Below are 23,631 nucleotides of genomic sequence, written 5' to 3'. Positions count from 1 at the left end.
TTTATCTTCTACCTATTTGACCTTTTATGATGACAGCATTTATCACGGCATTAACACCCGTTATATTATTAGCAAGCCTTGGTTTTTTATTGGCAAAAAGTACACCGTATTTAGACAATCCGCAGCTGAGTAGCCTAGTTTCTAATATCGGCCTGCCGGCTCTTTTACTAACAGCCGTTTTAAAAATGAATATGGATTTTGGAGGAATGCTTTTAATTGTAGCGGCCACCCTTTCCTGTTTAGCCGGCATGGCCGCAGTCTCGTTTGTTTTTTTGAAAACGGTGAGGCTTTCCACTCAATTCTATTTAGCACCGCTGGTTAACCCAAATACAGGCAACCTTGGCATTCCAATCGCTTACGCATTATTTGGTACAGAAGGACTCGCTACAGCCGTGGTCGTCAGCTCCGTAGTCCAAGTTAGTCACTTTACATTAGGTGTAGGCTTTATGTCCGGCGATTACCAACCGAAGCAACTATTAAAGAATGGGCCTGTGGTCGCTTTATTGTTAGGTTTATTGTCACTGGGATTAGGGGTTTCACTGCCAACGCCCCTAATGAGCACGCTAGAAATGTTAAGCGCAATAACTCTACCGATTATGTTGATGCTACTTGGCAAGTCGTTAGCGAACTTAAACTTTAGCGATTCAACCAAACTGTATCGTAGCATTGGATTGGCCTGTTTTAGACCAATCGTTGGGGTTTTGATAGCGTCATTAATAGTACCGTGGTTTGGTTTTAACTCTGCTCAAGAAGCGACCATCATTGCTTTACAAGGCATGTCTGTCGCCGTCATTAGCTATATGCTAGCAACTAAGTTCGCGGGCCCTAAAGATGAAATAGCCTTAATGATCCTGATTTCATTACCTATTTCATTAATCTCAGCTGCAACTGTGTGGTGGCTATACCAATAAAAAACGGCCAGGTGCCATGAAGCACTCTGGCCTATCTGATTAGTATTGGTCTTCAGGCTGATTAATTTCTGCGTACGGTGAAACAGAGCCGTCATCATTTAACAACAATACTGAGTACGACATAAATTGATTGTTGTACTCCATGCCCGGTGAGCCAATTGGCATGGCAGGGACAATCAACCCAAGAGCACCTTCAGGTGGGTTTGCTAAGAACTGAGTGACAAATTTAGCCGGTATATGACCTTCAAAGATAAACCCTTCTTTTGAAATGGCAGTATGACAAGAACGAGCATTGGCTGGTACACCGGACCGATTCTTAAGCTCCGTAAGGTTCGAGGCGTGATGTAATAGGGTTTTATAACCGTTTTCCTTCATATGCTCTACCCAACCGGTACAGCAACCGCATGTTGGGCTTTTGTGTACATCAATAACTTTCTGAACCACGCTGGTATCGCTGGCAGCAATTGCTCCACCGGCGAAAAGAGAGACATTTAAACTCAATAAAGTGGTAAAAATGGACGTTCTGTTTATCATGGTATGACTCCAAAATGCATACGTGTTAAAGCGACTTTAATTACAGTTGAATTTAAGCGTTTGCTTTTTTGGAGGGCGCTCAAATGGCTCAGAAAACCACAGAGGTTTTGCGTTAGGATACCTTTCAGGCTTGATAATATTGGCTCTACGGCCGGTAAGGTTCTGGGGCTGCATTGCGTAAATCGCATGACATATAAAACAGCAGGATACTTTTATACAGTTTTCATCAATGTAATGATGCGATGCTGGCGCGCGCGTCATTACGCCCACAATGCGTGTTGTCTCATAAGTGCTGGCATTAAGTGAACTAGAAAAGCTGAACATGCTCAGTAAAATACAGCTAATCACGAATAGTAATCTCATAGGCGATAAAAATTGATGCACCGTAAAAGTCGGTACTAATCTTATCAGCTCGGACATGAATTAAATCTGACTCAAGTTCTAAATCCCATGATTTACCTTAATTATGCGTCAAGTTTACATGATTTGAATAAAGTACATATCTGTTTACAGAGCTTAGGTATAGGCGAAAAAAAGAGGCTCAAAGCCTCTTTCTTGTACATCGTATACTGTCTTGTACTTTGACTACGCTTTTAATCGCCAGCCAACCGTTTTACCCGCATAAAATGGTACGATCGGCTCATCAGATGGAAGCATAATCGAATCAGGTACCACCCACTCATCACGTACAAGCGTAATGGTATCCGCATTATGAGGCAAACCGTAGAAATCTGCACCATGTAGACTTGCAAAGCCTTCTAATTTATCTAATGCATCCAGTTCATCAAACACTTGCGTGTAGAGCTCTATCGCAGACCACGCACTGTAACAACCGGCACAACCACAGCTTGATTCTTTACGATGTTGGGCATGCGGCGCAGAGTCTGTGCCTAAAAAGAACTTTGATGAGCCTGATTTCACCGCAGCTCGAAGTGCTTCTTGGTGTGTAGAACGCTTCAACACAGGTAGGCAATAGTTATGTGGACGTATACCGCCATCTAGCATGTCATTACGATTTAGCAATAAATGCTGTGGTGTGATCGTTGCGGCAACACCGTCACGTGCAGACATGACAAAATCTGCTGCGTCTTTGGTGGTGATGTGCTCAAACACAACTTTTAATGTTGGAATACGCTCAACGATTTTAATTAAATGCTGATCAATAAACTCTTTTTCACGGTCAAAAATGTCAATATGTTTCTGCGTCACTTCACCATGAACCAGCAATAACATACCTTCATCAGCAAGTGTTTCAAACACAGGATACAAAGAATCCAATGAACTAACACCCGAATCAGAATTTGTCGTTGCACCTGCGGGATACATCTTAGCAGCGACAACACCTGCCGCTTTCGCAGCACGGATATCTTCTACCGACGTTTTATCTGTCAAATAAATAGTCATTAATGGCGTGAAATCTGAACCGACAGGAATGGCTGCTTCAATACGGCTACGATAAGCCACAGCAAGTTCAGCATTTATAACAGGGGGAACAAGGTTTGGCATGACAATCGCACGAGCAAAACAGCGTGCTGTTGCTGCTACAGTTTCCTTAAGCATATCCCCATCACGAAAGTGTAAATGCCAATCATCGGGACGAATAATCGTAATTTGATCCATCACTAAACCTGCCTATCTCTATTTTTTTACCGTTATCGCACGAGTCTATTAAAAACACCATGCGTAAATATTGTTCATTAAAAAGCCGAGCTAGGCTCGGCTTTTTGCAATTAACTGTCGTTCGAACGAGGAGGACGCGGTTTGCGTTCCTTACCACTCGGTGTACCACTACGTGGCGGCTTGCGGTCGTTACTTGGACGACGGCGAGCATTACCTGCAGGACGCTCAGCACGTGGTTCGAAAGCTTTCTCACCAGCATCTTCTAGTGCAGTTAGATCACAGCGTTGACCACAAACACGCGTCTTAGCCAATTTGCTAAGTGCTTGCTTGTCCATTTTCGCTGGAAGATCAACCGTTGCAAAATCTTCAAAGATTTCGATGTGACCGATTAAACGGCTATCTAGATCAGCTTCATTTGCAATCGCACCCACGATGTTGCCTGGCTTAACACCATCACGATAACCGACTTTCAGGATGAAACGTTTCATTTCAACTGATGGGTCATCTTTAAGTGGCATTGCTTCTTTAGTAACATTACGCGGCTTATTGTTACGTGGTGCGCGTTCGCGTTCACCACGATCTGGTCGATCGCCACGCTCAGAACGTTCACGAGGAGCTCTAACTTCAGCCTCTTTCAACACTAATGGCGTTTTCTCTTGAGCCATGAATGCTAGTGCTGCAGCAATTTTGGTTGGGTCAACTTCGTTATCTTTCTGATAGCCTTCCATCAGTTCAATAAAGAAGTCTAGATCGGTATTATCAATTGTATCTGTAATACGGTCTTTAAAACGAGTGATACGCTGCTCATTGATATCGGACGCAGTTGGAAGCTGCATACGCTCAATTACTTGGCGAGTAGCACGTTCAATTTGTTGCAACATACGACGTTCGCGATGACCAACGAATAGAATCGCAGTACCTGAACGACCTGCACGACCAGTACGACCGATACGGTGAACGTAAGACTCAGTATCGTAAGGAATGTCATAGTTTACAACATGGCTTACACGTTCAACGTCAAGACCACGAGCTACAACATCTGTCGCAACCAAGATGTCAATTTGACCTTTCTTGATACGGTCAACAGTACGCTCACGAAGGTTCTGGCTGATATCACCATTCAACGCTTCACACGCATGGCCACGAGCCGTTAGCTTTTCAGCCAGTTCAACGGTTGCTGCTTTGGTACGTACGAAAATGATCATACCGTCGTGTTCATTCATTTCTAGGATACGAGTTAACGCATCTAGCTTATGAAGACCACTTACTTGCCAGTATTTCTGGGTAATCGTCATAGCTGTAGACGTTTTAGTCTGAATCTTAACTTCTTTAGGATTGTTAAGATGCTGGTTAGCTACTTTACGAATAACCGAAGGCATTGTTGCAGAGAACAAAGCAATTTGGCGTGTTTTAGGCGTGTGCTCAAGAATCCACTCAACATCGTCGATGAATCCCATGCGAAGCATTTCATCGGCTTCATCAAGTACTAGCGCTTGTAAGCCATCCAGTACAAGCGTCTTACGACGAATGTGATCCATTACACGGCCAGGTGTGCCGACTACAACTTGCGCACCACGTTTAAGTTGACGTAATTGCGAGTCATATGACATACCACCGTAAATCGGTAATACATGGAAATTAGGAATGTGGCGAGCGTAGCTCTGAAACGCTTCAGAAACTTGAATAGCCAACTCACGAGTTGGCGCCAACACCAATAACTGTGGAAATTTGTTTGCTACATCAATGCGAGATAGCAATGGCAGTGCGAAAGCCGCCGTCTTACCCGTACCTGTCTGCGCTTGTCCTAGAAGGTCATGCCCTTCTAACAAAAATGGGATACTTTGCGCCTGAATGGCAGAGGGTTGTTCGTAACCTAGTTCGTTTACCGCTTTAAGAATTGGGGCGGCCAGACCCAGAGAATCAAAAGTAGGCTGAATATCAGCGTCAGACATGTAGATTGTAACCTTTAAATAGGATAAGAGACGTGCGAGTGTTCGCACCGAAAAAATCAATCGCGTATTCTAATGTAAAAACATAGATTATGCTAGCTCTTATACCTAGCCACTCAAAACATTCTAAATGTTATGTATTTTACGACTGATTAAGGATGTGCTTTTGAATCTAGCAGAATTGCCAACCAACGCATCTTAGGGTTGGTTTCAAAAGCAAACTTTAAAATGATTGTTAATGGGATAGATAATAGCATACCTACGGGACCAAATACCCATCCCCATAGCATTAATGACAAAAATACTACTAATGGTGACAAACCGACACCTTTACCCATAAATCTAGGCTCGATGAAATTCCCCATCACTAAATTGACCAGTATGAACCCTAATCCCGTTAGCAATGCGTCAAACGTGCCCAATTGAACAAAGGCTAGGAACATCGCCGGAATCGCCGCAATAATAGAACCAATGTTGGGTATGAAGTTTAGCAAGAAAGCGCAGACCCCCCACAGGATAGGAAAATCCACACCTAGTACAGACACCCAAATACCGATAAACAATCCCGTCGCGATACTGATCAGTGTTTTAATCATTAAGTATCGATTCACTGTTGTGATAAATCGCTCAATCTTTTCCATTGATGAATCAGCATCATCCAATGCATAACTGAGTTTTTTTGGTATCTCAGCCGCTTCCAGCAAGATAAACACAACGATCATCACTACTAGAAAGACATTGGTTAACACGCTACCCAAGCTTGTTAATGTATTCGTGAATAAATTCATCAGAGACGAAGGATCGACATAGCTTTTGATTTGCTGATAAGAAATGTTAATCCCAACACCATTTAATTGGGTAAACACTGTCGACATTTCTTGTCCAAAGCGTTCACGATAGGTTGGCAATTGTTGCGAGAAATTATCGAGCGAAGCGGCCACTAGTAATCCAATCGACCCTAAACAAGCCAAGATGATCAGCACAATGATGATAATCGATATCCAAATGGGCACATTGTAGCGTCTGAGGGTGTTTTGCAATGGTGAACAAATAATCGCAATAAACACCGATAGCATGAAAGGAACAACAATCTGTGATGCTTCCTTTAACCCTGCAATGATCAAGATAAAAGCCGCTATTGCTAATAGCCATTGTGTTGTACCTCGAGAATCGCTCATTCGCCCTACTCCTTTGTGTCCCATTAAAAGGGATAAATACCTTGGGCGTAATCCGCCAAGTCCTGCAACATAATGCGCTTACTATCCGATATTGACTCATCCATTGCCAGTTCATTTAGCCTTTTAAAATATTGATCCATAGTTAGGCTGCCGGCCCCATCTTCTTGCAACAACTTTACTCGGCGATATTCTTCCCACTCTTCGCGTTGCTCGTGATTGAGCTGATCAGGATAGTTACGTGCAAGATAGCGGGTAAACATTTCAGGCAAACGACGATCATCAAATCTCATTTCAAGTTCACCTAAGATATCACTTGGGGTATTTCTGATTTCTTCCATACGCGTTTTGTCATCACGCGAAAAGAATCCACCACTGTATAGCATCAGATCAGGGTCTTTATCGATTCGCTCAAAAGTTTGCATAAACACTTGCGACAACTTGGCTGCTAATCCGGGGGCGTCGCGCAACAACGCTAGATTTTTACGGCATATATCGCCATTCAAACCAAGCCGAGTAACCACTTGCTGGTCTTTTAGAAACGTCGCTGGCGCCACAGCAGGACACTTATTTAGATGAATGGTTTTCAAAGGTAAGCGCTCAGTATCACCAAGCTCTTCCTTTGTACTAAAGACGCGCTTCTGTATTTCCTCAATAGACAAGTCTATTAGCGGTTGCGCATCCGCCATTAAATCATAAACGATCACACCATTTTTATTGGTCGGGTGTGGGGCTAAAGGCGCCACAAAGGCTGAAAACTTTTTTTCTTGGCCAAACATACCTGAGATGTGTAAAAACGGCTTCATACGAACGGGGTCTACAAACTGCTGTAATGACCCTTTATCACGCATAGAGTAATAGTAATCAAACAACTTTGGTTGCTTGTCTTTAATAAGCTTAGCGATTGCAATCGTTCCGTGCACGTCGGATAGAGCATCGTGCGCCTGTTCATGTGCAATGTCATTTTCTTTGGTTAAGTCTTCTAACTTAAAAGAAAACGTCCCATCTTCTTTTTTAGGCCACTTAATACCCTCTGGGCGCATGGCGTAAGCCATACGTACAAGATCAATGACATCCCATCGAGAGCACGCGTTTTGCCACTCACGAGCGTAAGGATCAATGAAATTGCGATAAAAACCGTACCGAACCACTTCATCATCAAATCGCAGAGTGTTGTAACCTAAAGAACACGTGCCGGGATACGAAAGTTCTTTTTCGATTTGAGCCATAAACTCAGCTTCTGTTAATCCCTCACGGATTGCATCTTGTGGCGTAATACCGGTCAGTAAGCACGCATCTGGATGAGGCAGCACGTCATCAGCGATTTTGCAGTACAGCATAATTGGCTCGCCAATGGGATTAAAATCTAAGTCCGTGCGCAAGCCAGCAAATTGCATTGGTCTGTCTTTTGCCGGGTCGACACCGGTAGTCTCAAAGTCGTACCAAAAAAACGAAGTGGTCGCACTATTACTCACAAATTAGTCCTGTTCGGTTTTATTAAAACGGGTATTATACGCATCTAAACAAGAACTTGGCGATGAAGGATTGGATATGTCTACCCCTGCTCAATGTCCTTGCGGCTCAAAAGCGCACTACGAAATCTGTTGTGGAATGTATCACAACAATCCAGGAACTGCCCCAACTGCAGAAGCTTTGATGCGTTCGCGCTACAGTGCGTTTGCGTTACAGAAGTTTGATTACATTGCTGCAACCCAGAAATTGACTGAAGATCCCGAGCAATCTGCTCAGGATGTTGAAGGCAGTAACGCTGAAACACAATGGGTTACGCTAGCCATATTGGACACTCAAGACGGCGGAGCAGATGATAAAACCGGCATGGTGTCATTCGAGGCCCATTTTAAGGAAGGCAGTAATACGGGTAAGTTAAGCGAGCGATCATTGTTTGAGAAAATTGATGGGGCTTGGTTCTACGTATCAGGTGAGCATGAGGTACAAGGTCATACACCGTATGTTGCGCCCGACGCTGAACGCACCGGGCGTAATGACCCCTGTATTTGCGGCTCTGGTAAAAAATTCAAAAAATGCTGCGGATAATCACTTCCCCGCAGCATGCCACTTTTGCTTAACAGCTTTTATTTCTTCATCCTGAGAAATAAACCGCTCTACTAGTTCTGGGTCGAAGTGTATTCCCGCATTTTCGCGCATGAATTGATAGGCTTCTTCAATCGTCCAGGCTTTCTTGTAAGGACGCTCCATCGTCAGGGCATCAAATACGTCGGCGATGGCGACAATACGAGCAGACAGAGGTATTTCATCCCCTTTTAATTCATTTGGGTAGCCGCTGCCATTCCACTTCTCATGATGACCCAATGATATCTCAGCCGCCAATTGAAATAGTGGGGCTTGGCTTTTACCTAAAATATTAGCGCCGATAATAGGATGCTGTTTCATCAACTCCCACTCTTCCGTCGTTAACTTACGCGGGGCTTTTAAAATGCTGTCCGGTATACCGATTTTGCCTGTATCATGCATAGGCGCAGCAAGCCGAAGCGTTTCCACCTTTTCTTCTGACCAACCAACCGCGCGTGCGAGTACAGCACTGTAATCCGCCATGCGCCACATATGTTCACCCGTGACTTCATCATTGTACGTCCCAGCTTCACTGATCATATTGACGGCTGATATTAACGACTCATTCAACTGAGCAGTTCGTTTCGCTATGATGCGTCGATTTTGCTTATCTTGATTTGCTAATGCTAAGTGATTGGCGACACGCGCAAGTGTGGTCAAAGGGGTGATGGGTTTTGTTATATAATCGACAGCTCCCGCCGCAAAAGCTTTTTGCTCATCTTCAATCGTCGTCATGGCTGTAATGAAAATGACAGGAATATGCTTTGTGACAGAACTCCCTTTGATCTGCTGACAGACTTCGTAACCATTGATATCCGGCATCATAATATCTAACAGCACAATATCTGGCATCTGTGAATCAATAATTTTAAGCGCCATTTTGCCATTTTTAGCGATTAAAACATCATAATGATCTTTTAAAATTTCTTTTAAGATGTCGATATTGTCTACTAAATCATCTACCACCAAAACACGGCTTTTAATTGCTTCCATATGACTTCCTGGCATTTTCTTGCTATGAGGCATGCTTTACTAAAATTTTGTTCTCAATTGTTTTAGTTGATCAATAGCCAAATCATAGTCGTAGTTATTAATCTTATCTTGAACATTTTTCAGGTCTTTTTGGTGTTTCAGATCAGATTGCGCGATCAGACTATCAAGCGTTTCCGAAACATCAGCGACCCCCATATCCAAAACATCAATCAGTTGATCGATACGTTGAAGGCTCTCACTTTTACTTAACGAAGCGCCCTCACCTTCACTCTTCGTAGCGCGTTGAGGTGCTATGTCCTTTTCCATGTAAAGAGCAATTAATTTACTAAGCTCATCAGCCGCTTCTTGCACTCTAACAAGTTGTACCGTGTGCTCTTTATCTCCACTGTTTCCTCCTTGTGATAAATCTAGCTCAAGTTGAGCGACTTCAGCAGCAAAACGTTCACCGCCAATATTGGCGGCACCCCCTTTAATGCTATGAAGCTCATAACTGGTTTTAGGCGTACTGGCTTTTGACTGACTCGTATAAGGAAGCAATAGTGTGACAAAACGCTCAAGCATAAGCCGATAACGTGATTGGTCGCCACCGATGCGATACAAGCCTAATTCAGGGGCAAATACACGCTTTGAGTCTATTGGTCCTTCATTGATGAACTCTGCACTGTTCCCAACCAACCATTCCTCGAGCTTATTCAACAATAACAAAGGGTCTAACGGCTTCGTAAGGAAGTCGCTCATCCCTGCACTGTAAGCATATTCACGATCCGAATCTAACGCACCAGCCGTTAATGCAAGAATGGGTGGGTGTTTATCACCAAGCTTTTGAATGATCTGTTCTGTTGCTTGATAGCCGTCCATGATGGGCATCTGCACATCCATCAACACAAGATCAAATGATTCTTTGCCTGCAGCGTCAACTGCTTCTTGACCGTTCTGTGCAACGACCACTATTACGCCAAGTTTCTCGAGTAACGCACTGGCGATCTCTGCGTTCACGGGATTGTCTTCCGCAAGTAAGATTTTGCGCCCTAAAAGGCTGTCACATTCATGGTATCGGTTTAAAGGCTCAAGATCAGAGTTCGTTTCCTCTGGCTGATGAGAAGAAAGATAGCTGTTCAATTTCGTTTTCGTGATTAGCGATAGTTTGCGCCAAGGGTATAAACTGTCATGGCTAACCGATCGACCGACTATAATCACTCTACCGGTAAAAGAACTTTGAAACAGTCTTTCTTCATCGATACTGAGCTCTGAATACTTGCTATCGCTAATTAGAAGAAATTGATCAGAATGCGGACAATATTTTTCATCAATAACATCATGTGGAATATGAAATGCCCTCAGCTTTTCTAAAGCCAAAGTGTCATACATCAGAGCGCATAACTGAGCTCTTAAGGGCGTTGGTTTTGAATCATTTGCAGGAACTAGAGGAACCTCTACACAAAAACATGAACCCTTTCCGACTTCACTGTCATAAGAAATACTGCCGCCCATAAGCTCAAGAAGGCGTTTAGAAATACCAAGACCTAGCCCAGTACCACCATATAAACGTGTGGTACTGGTATCCGCCTGGCTAAACCCTTCAAAAATATCGTTACCAGAAGCAATCCCAATACCTGTATCGGTAATCGTAAACACAATACACTGACGCCTACGTTCAACGTATAACGTCACCTTCCCTTCATGGGTAAACTTCACCGCATTACCCAGAATATTCACTAATACTTGTTTTAATCGAGTGGCGTCGCCGACTAGACCATCTGGTATGTCAAAATCGCGTGCTACGATGAATTTAAGATCTTTTTCTTCGGCGGTGTTGCGACATACTTGATATACATATTCAAGCACTTCATCTAAAGAATATAGCGTGTCTTCAAGGTGAAGTTTACCTGCTTCTACTTTGGAAAAATCTAAAATATCATTAATGATCAGCAACAGGTTGTTAGCAGAACTTTGAATTTTGGTAACGTAATTACGCTGTTTGGGTTGCAAATCTGAATCAAGCACAAGGTGGGACATACCAAGAATAGCGTTCATCGGAGTCCGTATCTCGTGACTCATTGTGGCTAAAAAGTCTGACTTTGCACGGGTTGCAGCTTGAGCGGCGACTGCTGTTTGCTGCAACTCGTTCGCCAGTTTCTTGGTTTTGTTATAGGACACGATACTCATGCGAACTTGACGGACCAAAATACCAATGATGACTAACATGACAAGCGTTAAGGCACTCACCAATAGGCCGAGATATCGGTAGAGCGTGGCCATACTGTTTCGTTCAGTTACTTTATCAAGTGATCGGCGTTCCAATGCATTAAATACAATGGATTCTGTTGTCTTGAGTAGATCTTCTACCTGCTTAGAAATGTAAGTCTTATCAATTATATTTGGATCATCGACAAACAGTACCCGATCAATTAAATCTAAGCGCTTCCTAAGATCTGCTCGATACCGATCTGCGTTTGGTAACTTGTTAAACAGGATCTTCAACTGTCCAGCTGAAATAATATTTACACGGCTGTATAAGATATCAAACCTAAGTTGCGCTTCATCCAGTCTGTCTAGGCTCTCTGGGGTATTGCGAGAATCAATGAGAAGGCGCACGGCATTGCGGAGCTGAAGAGCCTCTCTATCCAATTGATAGGAAGCCCACAAGGCATCTTCTTCAGCCGCAGACAGTAGCGCCTCTTGTCGTTCTAAAAGTTGCACATAAAGAAGCACAACGACAACTAAAAAAATTGACGCCGTACCGACCAATACTCCGATAAACGTGCCGAATTTGTACTTCAGAACAGACTTCATTAATGTCCCTAAATTACTTTACGGTGATCGCTTTCACTTGCCACACCGAGCGATTATGGATGACCTCATTATTTAAAGATGGATCATCAGCAAATGGGTAAAGTACAAAGATAGGTCCTTTATCACGAACCGACATCTTTTTTCCATTTACATCCATGGCTAACATAATGTTATGGTCATACGCATCTTGGACGGGGAGATTTGCACTGTAATTATTTAACGCAGTGACTGAAAGGCTTTCTCCCTTAGCGCCTACCGTATCAAGCAGCGCCGCTAGACGTGGACCAGAGAACGTATTCACCCCTTCCGTCCACGGCGTGCCTGTGTCCATAGAATCAACCCCCAGTTCAAGCAACATCTCACGGTCAAAGAGTGCACCTTGATCACTGTTTGTTTCTGTAATATTGCCAGATACGGTTAAGATTACTCGCCCCTTTGGTGCTTCTAATGCCATCGCTGTTTGACAAACTAGCATTGAACCGATCGCTAGCGAGCATATTTTTATATTGAGTCGTTGCTTCATGGCCAGTCTCCACTTCATAGCATAAATATGTAGGCCAGTAATAAGTAGGATTCTAGCCCAAGGTGATAAGCCTAAATATTACTCGCATAGCCTAGAAATAGTCTGCGCCTAATTACTAAACGTTACGCAAACCCAACTTATGTAAACGCAGCACTCAACTTAAGCTTACATTTGTAAGGTGTTAAAGCACTTCAGTATGCAAAACTATTGCAGTTAGCTATGAGTAAACGTATCGTACGGATACTTGTAATAAAATAACGAAACTAACGCTTCTTTGCGTGAGTTAGCATACGGAAAAATCCATGAATTCCATTACTTTAGGCCCACTTAACAGCGCCAACGGCGAGATTCAAATTCCAGGATCAAAAAGCTTATCTAATCGTATTTTGCTTTTAGCAACACTTGCCCAAGGCACCACTAAAATCACCAACCTTTTAGACAGTGATGACATCCGTCACATGCTCAATGCTCTTAAGACAATGGGTGTTCGTTATCAACTAGAAGATGAAGGACGTACCTGTATTCTTGAAGGATTAGGCGGCCCTATTAATGTTGACCATGCCGATCTTTTCTTAGGCAACGCTGGCACAGCCATGCGCCCTCTTACAGCAGCATTGTGCTTGGGTACAGGTGAATACCGTCTACACGGTGAGCCGCGCATGCACGAGCGTCCAATTGGCGACCTTGTCGATGCCCTGCAATCGTTAGGCGTAGACGTTCAATACGAAGGCACCAAGGACTACCCACCGCTAACAATTAAAGCGAATGGCATTGCCGGTGGCGAAGTATCAATCAAAGGCAATATTTCAAGTCAGTTCCTAACTGCTTTGTTAATGAGCGCCCCTCTCGCGAAAGGTGACTTAACCATCAAAGTTGACGGTGAACTGGTGTCTAAACCGTACATCGATATTACCTTGCACGTCATGAAGCAATTTGGTGTCGACGTTGACAACCAAGATTACAAAGCATTTGTCATCAAAGGTAACCAGACCTACCAAAGCCCTGGCGAGATTATGGTAGAAGGCGATGCATCATCCGCGTCTTACTTCTTAGCCGCTGCGGCAATTGCCGGTGGTAAAATAAAAGTACACGGTGTTGGTAGCGACAGTGTTCAAGGGGACGTGAAATTTGCGGAAGCACTAAAAGCGATGGGAGCTAACATCACCTATGGTCCGACTTGGATTGAAGCGGAGCGTGGTGAACTCAATGGCATTGATATGGATATGAACCACATTCCCGATGCCGCTATGACGATTGCCACCACAGCATTGTTCGCAACCGGCCCAACGACCATTCGTAATATCTACAACTGGCGGGTGAAAGAGACCGATCGTCTTTATGCCATGGCCACAGAGCTGAAAAAGCTCGGCGCCGATGTGGTTGAAGGCGAGGACTACATTACGGTTCAGCCATTGAAAGACGTGCAACACGCTGCGATTGATACGTACAACGACCATCGTATTGCTATGTGTTTCTCACTCGTAGCTTTCTCCAACTCTGCCGTCACAATCAACGATCCGGGTTGTACCTCTAAAACCTTTCCGACCTATTTTGAGCTGTTCCAACAAGTGACTCAGTAACGTCAAATAACGGTTCGCCAGTATTTCTGGCGAACCGCTTTAAGTGCACTAAGGCTTCTGCTGAGCTAACAGTGACATGGCCTGTTGCAGCAAAGCCTCCGCCGCTATTTTGCTACCTGACTCACAGTAACAGCGTAATTCTGGCGCATTTCCCGACGCTCGAACATGAATAATATCACCATTAGTAAAGGTCATCCGTAAGCCATCAGTGGTATTCACGTGGCACACTTCATCCGTTCGCCCCAGTTGTCGCACCACCTCTTCAAGGTCGTCCTGCCAACGGCGCAGCAGCGTTTGACTAAACGCCCAACTAACGTCAGTGATCCGAGAGCTCGAGGTCACCCGATGGGTTACCTGTTGAACCAGTGCGGACAAACTCACGCGCTGTTTATTAATTTCCTGCAACACCATTAACATTGGCAGCAGCGCATCTCGAGTGGGCAGCGCTGCCAAAAGGGTCTCCTGCACAGGAATCGCAGTCGCCGTCAGAAACCCACCATTGGCCTCAAACCCAACGACTTGAGGATAGGTTTGAGCAAGCGTCGCCATCGCTTCAATGACATAAGGCGACCCAATCTTTGTTCGTACCACAGGAATATTTAGATAAGACTCGATGCCACTGTTACAACTAATGGGGACTACCAACGCCGCCGGTTGCAATAGGCGTGTACACAACATGCCGATCACATCACCCGCTAACCAACGCCCTTCGTCATCAGCCATCATGACTCGGTCACCGTCTCCATCGGTGGTCACAATCGCGTCTAAGTCGTATGCGGTACACCATTGTCGCGCTAAATACTGATCACGCTCACTGATTGCTTCCGTATCCAACGCCACAAACTGGTTGGTTTTCCCTAAGCTTACCACCTCGGCACCGAGCTTCTTTAAGATGGTACATGTAAGGTCACGCCCCGCCGCGGAATGCTCGTACACCCCAACCGTGAGGTTAGACAAAGCATGGCTGGCAAAGGCGTCTAGGTAGCGCGCCTGATAGTCTTCTCGGGCATGATCGGAGGGTAAAGGTAAGTGAGGTGACCAAGTCGGTAGCGCTTGACGCTGGCGAAGGATAGCTGCTTCATCTGGCTTATTGATCTCGCCATCAGGCCGGTAAAACTTAATACCATTGCGCTCAAACGGAATATGGCTGCCAGTCACCATAAGGCTAGGGATAGATTGCGAAAATGATTGTAGCGCTAAGGCTGGGGTCGGCAGGATGCCATAGTACTTCACCTCACACCCCACCGCCTTCAAAGCGGCGTAGATAGACGCAGCGATCGCAGGGCTCGAGGGGCGCCGATCAATCGCCAAGGCGATCACTGAGACGTCGTAGCCTTGATCGGCTAAGGCTTGGCGAAACGCCAACGCAAAGGCTCCCGCCACTGGGTCGCTGAATTGTGACACAAGACCTCGCGCACCACTGGTACCAAAAGCCACCCCACTGTCAGCAATGATTTGGCCGATGCATATATCAGTCATCAACCTGTCCGTTAGCGTTGTTGCCAGCGCACACGAAAGTGCCACACCAACCAAATAAAACACCACAGCAGCACCAAGGACAGCCCGACAAAGGTAGCTATCCGAACGCCATCCTGCTCAATCAAGGGCGCGCGAGTGGCCAACACAAACGCCGTTAGCAGTGACAATGGACGCAATAACCAAAGTGATGGCGCGCGATCGCCAAATTTCAACATAGTAAGCCATTTGGGCATAACACAATTCCTATGAACGTTTATGAGTTAGTTGGGTAAGAAGTTGTCCTAGTGCGGGTTGTGCATCTTTATGAGCGATGAGCAGTGCCTCGTCGGTATTCACAATGATCAAATCTTTCACCCCTACCGCGGCGGTCAGCGCATTAGGGCTATGGATGAAGGTATTGTGCGTATCGAGGAGCTGCACTTGCCCATGTACCTGATTGCCCTGCGCATCCGCTTCCCATAAATTTGCCCAGGCCTGCCAAGTACCGATGTCACGCCACCCCAAGTCACAGGGCACTACACACGATTTATCGGTGTGCTCAAACAGGGCATGGTCAATAGAGATCGAAGGTACCTGGGTAAAGGCGCCAGCATCGAGCTCTAAGCAACTGCCTGTAGCACTGTGGCCACTTTCACCTTGCCGAACAGCACATTGCACAGCTTCGACCAACTCAGGCGCATACCGTTGCATTTCACTGAGCAGCGTACTGGGCGTTAAGCAAAAAATACCGGCATTCCATAAATACTCCCCACTGGCAACGTAAGCTTGTGCGGTAGGTAAATCCGGTTTTTCAACAAAGCGCTCAACGGCACTAAAAGGACTTCCAGTAGCTACAGCCGCTTTAATATAGCCAAACCCAACTTCGGCAGATTTGGGAGGGATGCCAAACGCTACCAATTGGCCTTCAGTCGCCAAATCGTAAGCGATGCGTACGGCCTCAGAAAAAGACGCCTCATGCTCAATCAAGTGATCCGAGGGCATCACCAGCATCACAGCTTGGTCAGAATACAAGGCCTGAACGCGTAAGGCAGAGGCCACGATGGCCGCCGCTGTGTTACGAGCACAGGGCTCTAGCACATAGTGTTGTTGTCCATCTGTGTCAGGCACCACATCAACGACTTTGCGTACCGTATCTTTCGTTTGAAAATACAGCTCACGATTGGTCACATTCATTAAATGCGCATTAGGTTGAATCAATAACGCTCGTTGCAGTGTTTTGACCAACAGCGAGTCGCCATCTGGCAACGTGAGAAACGGTTTAGGGTGTGCAGGACAAGACAGGGGCCAAAGTCGACTACCGACACCACCGCTTAGCAGCACGGGGATTATAGGTTGGTCTGGGGCATTCATTACCGTTGCTCTAGATAGGGTTAACGAGAGGCGACGTATATAGGACGACAAGCCGAGGAGCGAGATGATAACTGAAATCTGCGATTGAACCTAATACTGGATAGGGCTAACCTATGATTTTATTTCACTCTAAGTATCGACTGAATAAGGCGTTTTTGCTGGTTATGAACTCTCCCCTGCCGTTAATTGACAATCTAGAGCACCTTCCCAATCCCTTTACTCAGTTTCATGGGATACTTGAGCCACTCAAAGCTGATATTCCGCAACTCCAAAAAATGGATTATCAAAGGGACTTACAGCTCGCGCTTTGCTTTATCTACAGCTACAACGGTTCTCAAGCGACATTCAACTCTTATCGTCGTGAAGTAGAACGCCTACTGTTATGGTCATGGAGTACACAGGACTCACCAGCTTTATCTTTACGCCGTGATCAGATCGAAGAATTCATTCATTTTTGTAACACCCCTCCTGAAGACTGGATCGGTACAAAAAATGTGGCGCGTTTTAAGAATAAAATGGGCGAACGCGTGCCAAATGAAGAATGGCGCCCGTTTGTTGCGCACGTCTCTAAGATGGAGTTTCGCAACGGACAAGTGCCACTTTCACAACATTACAATTTATCTCAAGCAGCTATTCGCGCTACTTTTTCTATTCTGTCCTCTTATTATGGATTTTTAATGCAAGAAGAAGCAGTTCAACAAAATCCCGTTGCGTTGATTCGTCAAAAAAGTAAATTTGTTAAAAAAGAAGTGACGAGACGCCAAGTGCGTCGTATTTCAAACTTACAGTGGGACTATGTGATCGAAACCGCAGAGTTGCTTGCTGAAGAAGACCCAGCGACCCATGAGCGCACTCTGTTCATCATGAATGCATTACTTGGCATGTACTTGCGAATATCGGAATTGGTCGCTGACGAACGTTCCGCACCCATTATGGGCGACTTTATTAAAGATTCAGACGGTCATTGGTGGTTTAAGGTCTTATCGAAAGGCAATAAAGAACGCCTTGTAAGCGTGTCTGATGAAATGCTAAATGCCCTAGCGCGCTACCGACGCTTTCGACAACTACCAGATTTACCAACCGTTGCAGAGCAAACCGCATTAATCCCCAAAACTCGTGGACAAGGCGCCATGACCAGTTCAAGGCAAGTACGCAATATCGTGCAAAACTGCTTCGACCAAGCCTATTACCGTATGTGCGATGATGGACTAAAAAGCGATGCCGACGACCTACGTGTCGCCACTGTCCACTGGCTACGCCATACGGGTATTTCAGAAGACGTAAAAGTTCGACCTAAAGAACATGTGAGAGAAGACGCAGGCCACGCCAGCATGGCCACCACCGACCGATATATTGATACCGAATACCGTGAACGTCATGCCAGCGGGCGTAAAAAAACATTAAAGCCGCATTAATAAACTTTTAACGCTTGTTAAGCCTATCTTTTAAATGCCATAACAGCCAAATAAAACTCCATAATAGAATGACGGATAGGCCAACATAAGCAATGGTTCGTTGTGTTGAATCTTGCAGTTCAGGCGCTTTCGTTGCGAGTAAAAAAGCAGTGATAAGCGATAAAGGTCGGAGTAACCAAAGCGAAGGTACTCGACCCCGGAGCATTAAAAAACGTAACCAGTTAGGCACCGTAAACCTCAATAATTTTTTTGATTTCAATACGCCATTACTTCCAGCGCTTTAAGCTTGCCTCATCGCTCTGTTTCGCTTCGACCCATTCTTCTTTTTCAGGCGTGATTTCTTTTTTCCAGAATGCGGCGCGGCTTTTTAGGTAATCCATGATGAAATCACATGCAGCGAATGCTTCAGCACGATGTGCGGATGAAACGCCTACAAAGACGATTTGGTCATCGACTGATAGTTTCCCGACACGGTGTACCACTTTTACATCCAAAAGAGTCCAACGCTGCTTCGCTTCTTCAACAATTTTCACTAGATTATGCTCAGTCATGCCTGGGTAATGCTCTAGCATGAAACTCGATTGTGCTGGATCGTCGCTAAAATCACGGACACGGCCAACAAACATCGCAACGGCACCGGTTTTGTGGGCGACACAGAGGGAGTCGTAGAGAGTTTGAACATGAAAGTCGGCTTCTTGAACACTGATCATACTAACCTCCAGTCACTGGCGGAAAGAAAGCCACTTCTTTCACGGTGAGAACATCAATAAGGTCTTCGTCACGGGCGAAATCAAAGTCGATCGCGGCTTTCACTTTTTCCGTCAATAAAGAAGGTTGATTAAGCTCTGACGCCAGTTGCTCCTTTAACTGACGGACCGTTAACGGTGCATCGAAACTTCTTTCTAATTCGTCACACTGCATGTTTTCTCGCAATGAAGCAAAAAATACAATTTTTACATTAGCCATTGTTTGCGCTCCATGAACCGCTTTTGCCACCGTGCTTTTCTAACAAAGCCGTTTCACAAATAACAATGCCTTTGTCAACGGCCTTGCACATATCATAAAGCGTTAAAGCCGCGACGCTCGCGCCAGTCAACGCTTCCATCTCAACACCCGTTTTACCGCTTAGCGAGCACGTACACAGGATCTCGATGTGTTGATCATCGAGTACATTAATGTCTACGTTTACTTTAGTTAGCATCAATGGATGACACAATGGAATTAAGTCTGGGGTCTTTTTCGCTGCTTGAATGCCCGCGATACGCGCTGTCGCCAACACATCCCCTTTCGGCAAACCACCTTCAATGACTTTTTTCAATGTGGTTGGTAGCATTTTAACTACAGAGCGAGCCGTGGCTGTTCTCTTGGTAATTTCTTTGTCACTTACGTCAACCATGTGTGCGTTGCCGTTCGCATCTAGATGGGTCAATGTGTCGCTCATATCACTACTGCCGTCAAAAAATGCCTATAGTGGCAAATCTTCAGGACAAATCAAGCCCTGAACAGACTACGTCTTTGTACTCAGACGTTATTAAGGCATAATGCATGCAAATTGACGTAAGTTGAACCTATGAGCCTAATCGACGATTTTAATCTTCTTGAATTGCCCACCAATGCAACGGAGCAGGAAGCCAAAGCCGCCTACCGTCGCTTAGCGCGTCGCTTTCATCCTGATAAGAACCCAGGACAAGACACAACCGAACACTTCCAACGTATTCATGACGCGTATCAAAATGTTTTATCCGCTATTAAGCGAAGTCAGGGACAAAGTTGGGAGCCTTACTCGTTTACTGAACGTGCAACTCGTTCGAATAAGTCGGATTTTACACGCCATGAATTTGAAAGCGATGTAAAACAAAAGGAATACGTTAAAGAGCAACAACGCGCCTACGAGGAAATGAAACGTGGCAATGCTGGGCAAGAAAGAGCGCGTGAAGAAGCGCTAAAAGCAGCCCGTAGCACCTTGCACCAACGCAGAATGAATGCGCTCTATGAAGAAATGCGTAAAACGGACAATACGCAAACAACTGAGCAAGGCTATGCTGAGTACGAGTCCTCCGCGGATCAACCACAAAGCCAAGCGCATTCAGACCCCTCTTTCACGACTCACCAAGACGCTAATACGCGCTCTAAACCAGTCAAAAAATCCATTCGTCTTAATGCAGCAAAATCCGCTTTTGTTGCATGCACCTACATTGCAACGTTTACAATGGGGCTTTACAGTGCCGCTTTTTTTGATGAATTACTCGACACAGACCAAGATAATACCGGAGCAGCGTACATCAGCGGTTTGTATCCCCAATATCAATTGGGGGAGCACTATACGCTACGAGACACCCGCTTATTTACTGAGCCCAGTGTCGCCTCCTCTATTAAGACGGCAATCCCGAGTATGAAAGATGTAAAAGTTTTAAAAGCAGACAGTGATTGGCTGACCCTGAGCTACAATGGTTCGACTGGGTGGGCGAAAGCCGAAAACTTTGCATTTGGAAGCGCTGCAAATGCGTTGCAAACTGGTTGCATTGGCCATCCAGGTATCGCCCCAAGTCATGGTCAAGTAATAGGTGATGCGTCCGGTAACAGCCGTTTGCGTATCTTGAACCAACTGCCTACTTCTAGCCTACTAACCTTTCAGTCATTAGAGGGACAACCCCCCTTTTCTGTCTACCTACATGCCAATCAACCCTTTGCCGCCAACTTTATACCGAAAGGTAACTACCGGTTGGTGTTGGAGACAGGTTCGCTGTATCATCAGGCTTGCCAGCGTTTTCTCTTTGATGAGCAACAACGTGTCGTGTTGGATCAGGTGACTTTCGCCAGCACTGAACAATCGCTCACACTTAGAAATCTCACTTCGCCGTAATCCGATAACGTAAACGAGTTACCATTTTCATGCTCAGCAATATTCGCATTGTCCTAATCAACACATTCCACCCAGGTAATATTGGCGCTATCGCTCGCGCCATGAAGAACATGGGGCTTTCTAATTTATATTTAGTAGACCCAAATGATTACCCTTCTGAAGAAGCAACGAGCCGTGCAGCCGGTGCCGTCGATTTACTCGAAAATGCAACGGTCGTTAATACGCTTGAAGAAGCCATTTCTGATTGCAGCCTTGTCATCGGAACCAGTGCCCGTCATCGTACTTTCCAGCTGCCAATTATGAATGCGCGCGAGTGTGCAGAAGCGGTTATTCCAGAAGCGAAAGATCATAACATTGCGATTTTGTTTGGCCGCGAGACAATGGGCCTATTAAACGATGAAATTGCTCAGTGTCACCGCCAAGTGTACATTGACGCAAACGATGAATACCCTGTGCTTAATATCTCTCAAGCTGTACAAATCGTCTCCTACGAAATTTGGATGGCACACCAAAATGAAACCATGCACGAGAAGTCTGTTCCTGAGTATCCGCGCAAAAAGGAAATGGACTTATTCTACGAGCACCTAGAAGAAACTCTGTATGGCATTAACTTTGTCGTACGCAATCACCCAGGCAAGGTATTGGATAAGCTCAAGCGCTTCTTCAACCGTTCTCGCCCAGAGAAACAAGAACTGGGGATCTTACGAGGCATGCTAGCTGCCGTCGATCGCGAAGCAGGCTTAAACGAAGGCATGAGCCACGAAGTAAAGAAAGCCAAACAAGAACAAGAACAAGAACAAGAACAAGAACAAGAACAAGAACAAGAATAAACTAAATGTACGACCCGATTCTATCGGGGATCTACAGATTCTAAATCGCCGTCGGGAGACGGCTCGTACGACCTGATTTCATCTGGGATATAACTCCAAATCGCCGTCGGAGAGACGGCTGATAGGCTTATTTTTTATGTTCGTTTTGCACAGCAAGCTTAGCCTGAATAAATTCAGAATGCTGCATAAACAAAAGTTCACTGATTTTACGAATTCGTTGATCTTCGTACGCGTCTAGATTGCCATCTGCGTAGGCCACTCGCCATAAGCATTTTAACAGCTCAAATTTTTGCTCTAGTGTGGCTTGTTCATTAACAACTTTGGTAAATTGATAGGCGTCGTTTGCATCTTCAATGGTACTCTTAACCTCATCAAAAAGACGGTCTACGTCGTCGCCTAGATCACTAACGGCTTTAATGGCGTCCTTTGCTGCCTGCTCTTCATATGGGTGAATTTCATTATCGGCAATTATCACTTCAAGTAGCAACGCCGTCACGGCACGTTGATAGCTTATGGGGTCTTCCGCTTCTTGAGCTGAGCTAAACAGACTTTTAATGGCGTTAATCATAATATTCATCTCGATAAATTTGGTGGCGGAGCGTGTCAATTAGGGCATTGGGAAACTGCCGATAATCCAAATATGGCACCCAATAAGTCGCCCCTTTTTTGATTGCATGATGTTTCTCATCCCCCAAATACGTACCATCAAATGGAATGGCGTACTCTTTCTCAAAAGTTTTACCGACAATAAAAAGATATTGCTCAGTATTTGGTAGGTCGTTAAAACAAAAATACAAACGTACACGCTGCCAAATGTATTGATCTCTAACTATACGCCAATCTTCATCAGGCTTAGCGCTCAATTTTGCAATGATTGTGAGAATTTTGCGCCAATGATTGCCATTGATCGAAATGAGATCAACGGGACTGCAGTGAAGGTAGTTCGCGCAGCCATCCGGTAATATAGGTGGGTTAGGTAATAGGAAATTCATAGACGGATAATAAGCTTATTTTTAACAAAACGACAGATGCTAGCTTCCTTGTCAATTTCCTTAATCGGCACTACACACAATAAATATATTAGATTATACTTATATTAAGTTCACTTTTTGAGACTAAACCTATATGGATGCTTACATTTACCCTCTTATGGGGGGCCTATTAATAGGGCTTTCAACCGCTGCATATTTACTACTCACCGGCAAGGTGGTTGGCATCAGTAGCATATTGGCACAAGCACTTTTTAGTAAAGAGCGTCTGTTACCAGTTTTATTTATCGCTGGGCTTATTATCGGAGGCAGTGCATACGGTGTATTGATCGAACCGTCTGTACCTTTTCCTGAGCTGCGTAACCCCTTGCTATTGATTGTTTCGGGGTTATTGGTCGGTTATGGCACCAGGATGGGCAGTGGCTGCACCAGTGGACACGGTGTGTGCGGCCTATCAAGGCTTTCGCCTCGTTCTCTTGTTGCGACAGTCATCTTTATGGCGACCGCTATTTTGACTGTGTTCCTAACTAAATAGG

23 protein-coding genes are annotated in these 23,631 nt (G+C 45.1%); 7 read left to right on the top strand and 16 right to left on the bottom strand.

From position 1 onward, the window contains the following. The first annotated feature begins 26 nt into the window (after positions 1–26). Positions 27–911, top strand: coding sequence for an AEC family transporter (locus ACPUEK_RS12090; RefSeq protein ID WP_425640913.1), 885 nt, complete (start codon positions 27–29; stop codon positions 909–911). Positions 912–950: 39 nt separating this feature from the next. On the opposite strand, the gene ACPUEK_RS12085 is transcribed toward ACPUEK_RS12090, so the two are convergent. From ACPUEK_RS12085 to sbcB, 5 genes are all read right to left on the bottom strand, one after another. Beyond that, entirely contained in the window at positions 951–1,445 is a 495-nt protein-coding gene (locus ACPUEK_RS12085; RefSeq protein WP_425640912.1) for a DUF411 domain-containing protein, read from the bottom strand. A gap of 585 nt (positions 1,446–2,030) precedes the next feature. Beyond that, complete coding sequence (gene pyrC / locus ACPUEK_RS12080) at positions 2,031–3,065, bottom strand: dihydroorotase (RefSeq protein WP_425643036.1); 1,035 nt, start codon at positions 3,063–3,065, stop codon at positions 2,031–2,033. Positions 3,066–3,175: 110 nt separating this feature from the next. Then, positions 3,176–5,017, bottom strand: coding sequence for a DEAD/DEAH box helicase (locus ACPUEK_RS12075; protein ID WP_425640911.1), 1,842 nt, complete (start codon positions 5,015–5,017; stop codon positions 3,176–3,178). Positions 5,018–5,166: 149 nt separating this feature from the next. Then, complete coding sequence (locus ACPUEK_RS12070) at positions 5,167–6,192, bottom strand: AI-2E family transporter (protein ID WP_067219926.1); 1,026 nt, start codon at positions 6,190–6,192, stop codon at positions 5,167–5,169. Between the two features lie 23 nt (positions 6,193–6,215). Further along, on the bottom strand, positions 6,216–7,664 hold the full coding sequence (gene sbcB / locus ACPUEK_RS12065) for an exodeoxyribonuclease I (protein WP_425640910.1): 1,449 nt from the start codon (positions 7,662–7,664) through the stop codon (positions 6,216–6,218). Positions 7,665–7,740: 76 nt separating this feature from the next. Here sbcB and ACPUEK_RS12060 point away from each other — a divergent pair, with 76 nt between their 5' ends. Further along, entirely contained in the window at positions 7,741–8,244 is a 504-nt protein-coding gene (locus ACPUEK_RS12060) for a YchJ family protein (RefSeq protein ID WP_425640909.1), read from the top strand. Here ACPUEK_RS12060 and ACPUEK_RS12055 read toward each other — a convergent pair whose 3' ends face one another. From ACPUEK_RS12055 to ACPUEK_RS12045, 3 genes are read right to left on the bottom strand one after another with little or no spacing between them, the layout of a single operon-like run. Next, positions 8,245–9,273: an HD domain-containing phosphohydrolase gene (locus ACPUEK_RS12055; RefSeq protein WP_425640908.1), complete on the bottom strand. Its 1,029-nt coding sequence runs from the start codon at positions 9,271–9,273 to the stop codon at positions 8,245–8,247. A 39-nt stretch (positions 9,274–9,312) separates the two neighbouring features. Next, positions 9,313–12,066 carry an ATP-binding protein gene (locus ACPUEK_RS12050; protein WP_425640907.1) on the bottom strand — a complete coding sequence of 918 codons (2,754 nt, stop codon included), beginning with the start codon at positions 12,064–12,066 and terminating at the stop codon, positions 9,313–9,315. 13 nt (positions 12,067–12,079) lie between these two features. Then, complete coding sequence (locus ACPUEK_RS12045) at positions 12,080–12,589, bottom strand: molybdopterin-dependent oxidoreductase (RefSeq protein ID WP_425640906.1); 510 nt, start codon at positions 12,587–12,589, stop codon at positions 12,080–12,082. Between the two features lie 302 nt (positions 12,590–12,891). On the opposite strand from ACPUEK_RS12045, the gene aroA reads away from it, so the two are divergent. Continuing rightward, complete coding sequence (gene aroA / locus ACPUEK_RS12040; protein ID WP_425640905.1) at positions 12,892–14,169, top strand: 3-phosphoshikimate 1-carboxyvinyltransferase; 1,278 nt, start codon at positions 12,892–12,894, stop codon at positions 14,167–14,169. Between the two features lie 48 nt (positions 14,170–14,217). On the opposite strand, the gene ACPUEK_RS12035 is transcribed toward aroA, so the two are convergent. From ACPUEK_RS12035 to ACPUEK_RS12025, 3 genes are read right to left on the bottom strand one after another with little or no spacing between them, the layout of a single operon-like run. Continuing rightward, positions 14,218–15,648 (bottom strand): phosphomannomutase, encoded by a 1,431-nt coding sequence (locus ACPUEK_RS12035; RefSeq protein WP_425640904.1) that lies wholly within the window; start codon positions 15,646–15,648, stop codon positions 14,218–14,220. A gap of 11 nt (positions 15,649–15,659) precedes the next feature. Beyond that, positions 15,660–15,881: a hypothetical protein gene (locus tag ACPUEK_RS12030; protein WP_067219952.1), complete on the bottom strand. Its 222-nt coding sequence runs from the start codon at positions 15,879–15,881 to the stop codon at positions 15,660–15,662. A 10-nt stretch (positions 15,882–15,891) separates the two neighbouring features. Beyond that, positions 15,892–16,998 carry a mannose-1-phosphate guanylyltransferase gene (locus tag ACPUEK_RS12025; protein ID WP_425640903.1) on the bottom strand — a complete coding sequence of 369 codons (1,107 nt, stop codon included), beginning with the start codon at positions 16,996–16,998 and terminating at the stop codon, positions 15,892–15,894. 113 nt (positions 16,999–17,111) lie between these two features. On the opposite strand from ACPUEK_RS12025, the gene ACPUEK_RS12020 reads away from it, so the two are divergent. Beyond that, a complete protein-coding gene (locus ACPUEK_RS12020) occupies positions 17,112–18,413 on the top strand; it encodes a tyrosine-type recombinase/integrase (RefSeq protein WP_231872600.1) in 1,302 nt (433 codons plus the stop codon). A 266-nt stretch (positions 18,414–18,679) separates the two neighbouring features. Here the strand turns inward: ACPUEK_RS12020 and moaE are convergent, their stop codons facing one another. The 3 genes from moaE to moaC are packed head-to-tail and all read right to left on the bottom strand — an operon-like array spanning position 18,680 to position 19,854. Next, positions 18,680–19,123: a molybdopterin synthase catalytic subunit MoaE gene (moaE, locus tag ACPUEK_RS12015; RefSeq protein ID WP_425640902.1), complete on the bottom strand. Its 444-nt coding sequence runs from the start codon at positions 19,121–19,123 to the stop codon at positions 18,680–18,682. Position 19,124: 1 nt separating this feature from the next. Further along, complete coding sequence (locus ACPUEK_RS12010; protein WP_067038194.1) at positions 19,125–19,379, bottom strand: MoaD/ThiS family protein; 255 nt, start codon at positions 19,377–19,379, stop codon at positions 19,125–19,127. Further along, positions 19,372–19,854, bottom strand: a complete 483-nt coding sequence (moaC, locus tag ACPUEK_RS12005) for a cyclic pyranopterin monophosphate synthase MoaC (RefSeq protein WP_067038196.1) — start codon at positions 19,852–19,854, stop codon at positions 19,372–19,374. Before moaC ends, ACPUEK_RS12010 begins: the two co-directional genes overlap by 8 nt. 129 nt (positions 19,855–19,983) lie before the next feature. Between moaC and ACPUEK_RS12000 the strand changes: the two genes are divergently transcribed. Together ACPUEK_RS12000 and trmJ are read left to right on the top strand one after the other, a co-directional pair. Continuing rightward, positions 19,984–21,276 carry a J domain-containing protein gene (locus ACPUEK_RS12000; protein ID WP_425640901.1) on the top strand — a complete coding sequence of 431 codons (1,293 nt, stop codon included), beginning with the start codon at positions 19,984–19,986 and terminating at the stop codon, positions 21,274–21,276. Between the two features lie 29 nt (positions 21,277–21,305). After that, on the top strand, positions 21,306–22,106 hold the full coding sequence (trmJ, locus tag ACPUEK_RS11995; protein ID WP_425640900.1) for a tRNA (cytosine(32)/uridine(32)-2'-O)-methyltransferase TrmJ: 801 nt from the start codon (positions 21,306–21,308) through the stop codon (positions 22,104–22,106). A 127-nt stretch (positions 22,107–22,233) separates the two neighbouring features. Here trmJ and ACPUEK_RS11990 read toward each other — a convergent pair whose 3' ends face one another. Beyond that, a complete protein-coding gene (locus ACPUEK_RS11990) occupies positions 22,234–22,674 on the bottom strand; it encodes a TerB family tellurite resistance protein (protein WP_417506230.1) in 441 nt (146 codons plus the stop codon). Further along, positions 22,667–23,098 (bottom strand): DUF6942 family protein, encoded by a 432-nt coding sequence (locus ACPUEK_RS11985; RefSeq protein WP_425640899.1) that lies wholly within the window; start codon positions 23,096–23,098, stop codon positions 22,667–22,669. Before ACPUEK_RS11985 ends, ACPUEK_RS11990 begins: the two co-directional genes overlap by 8 nt. 133 nt (positions 23,099–23,231) lie before the next feature. On the opposite strand from ACPUEK_RS11985, the gene ACPUEK_RS11980 reads away from it, so the two are divergent. Continuing rightward, complete coding sequence (locus ACPUEK_RS11980; RefSeq protein WP_425640898.1) at positions 23,232–23,630, top strand: YeeE/YedE family protein; 399 nt, start codon at positions 23,232–23,234, stop codon at positions 23,628–23,630. Position 23,631: the final 1 nt, after the last annotated feature.

Origin of the sequence: Marinomonas gallaica, assembly GCF_049821165.1 — a bacterium.
GTDB lineage: Bacteria > Pseudomonadota > Gammaproteobacteria > Pseudomonadales > Marinomonadaceae > Marinomonas > Marinomonas gallaica.
The sequence above is the reverse complement of the archived record's forward strand: the minus strand, read 5'-3'. Positions and strand labels throughout refer to the sequence as shown.

Coding starts and splice junctions, on each gene's coding strand:
- ACPUEK_RS12090 (WP_425640913.1), top strand. CDS start 27: ATGATGACAGCATTTATCACGGCATTAACACCCGTTATATTATTAGCA.
- ACPUEK_RS12085 (WP_425640912.1), bottom strand. CDS start 1,445: ATGATAAACAGAACGTCCATTTTTACCACTTTATTGAGTTTAAATGTC.
- pyrC (WP_425643036.1), bottom strand. CDS start 3,065: ATGGATCAAATTACGATTATTCGTCCCGATGATTGGCATTTACACTTT.
- ACPUEK_RS12075 (WP_425640911.1), bottom strand. CDS start 5,017: ATGTCTGACGCTGATATTCAGCCTACTTTTGATTCTCTGGGTCTGGCC.
- ACPUEK_RS12070 (WP_067219926.1), bottom strand. CDS start 6,192: ATGAGCGATTCTCGAGGTACAACACAATGGCTATTAGCAATAGCGGCT.
- ACPUEK_RS12060 (WP_425640909.1), top strand. CDS start 7,741: ATGTCTACCCCTGCTCAATGTCCTTGCGGCTCAAAAGCGCACTACGAA.
- ACPUEK_RS12055 (WP_425640908.1), bottom strand. CDS start 9,273: ATGGAAGCAATTAAAAGCCGTGTTTTGGTGGTAGATGATTTAGTAGAC.
- ACPUEK_RS12050 (WP_425640907.1), bottom strand. CDS start 12,066: ATGAAGTCTGTTCTGAAGTACAAATTCGGCACGTTTATCGGAGTATTG.
- ACPUEK_RS12045 (WP_425640906.1), bottom strand. CDS start 12,589: ATGAAGCAACGACTCAATATAAAAATATGCTCGCTAGCGATCGGTTCA.
- aroA (WP_425640905.1), top strand. CDS start 12,892: ATGAATTCCATTACTTTAGGCCCACTTAACAGCGCCAACGGCGAGATT.
- ACPUEK_RS12035 (WP_425640904.1), bottom strand. CDS start 15,648: ATGACTGATATATGCATCGGCCAAATCATTGCTGACAGTGGGGTGGCT.
- ACPUEK_RS12030 (WP_067219952.1), bottom strand. CDS start 15,881: ATGCCCAAATGGCTTACTATGTTGAAATTTGGCGATCGCGCGCCATCA.
- ACPUEK_RS12025 (WP_425640903.1), bottom strand. CDS start 16,998: ATGAATGCCCCAGACCAACCTATAATCCCCGTGCTGCTAAGCGGTGGT.
- ACPUEK_RS12020 (WP_231872600.1), top strand. CDS start 17,112: ATGATTTTATTTCACTCTAAGTATCGACTGAATAAGGCGTTTTTGCTG.
- moaE (WP_425640902.1), bottom strand. CDS start 19,123: ATGATCAGTGTTCAAGAAGCCGACTTTCATGTTCAAACTCTCTACGAC.
- ACPUEK_RS12010 (WP_067038194.1), bottom strand. CDS start 19,379: ATGGCTAATGTAAAAATTGTATTTTTTGCTTCATTGCGAGAAAACATG.
- moaC (WP_067038196.1), bottom strand. CDS start 19,854: ATGAGCGACACATTGACCCATCTAGATGCGAACGGCAACGCACACATG.
- ACPUEK_RS12000 (WP_425640901.1), top strand. CDS start 19,984: ATGAGCCTAATCGACGATTTTAATCTTCTTGAATTGCCCACCAATGCA.
- trmJ (WP_425640900.1), top strand. CDS start 21,306: ATGCTCAGCAATATTCGCATTGTCCTAATCAACACATTCCACCCAGGT.
- ACPUEK_RS11990 (WP_417506230.1), bottom strand. CDS start 22,674: ATGATTAACGCCATTAAAAGTCTGTTTAGCTCAGCTCAAGAAGCGGAA.
- ACPUEK_RS11985 (WP_425640899.1), bottom strand. CDS start 23,098: ATGAATTTCCTATTACCTAACCCACCTATATTACCGGATGGCTGCGCG.
- ACPUEK_RS11980 (WP_425640898.1), top strand. CDS start 23,232: ATGGATGCTTACATTTACCCTCTTATGGGGGGCCTATTAATAGGGCTT.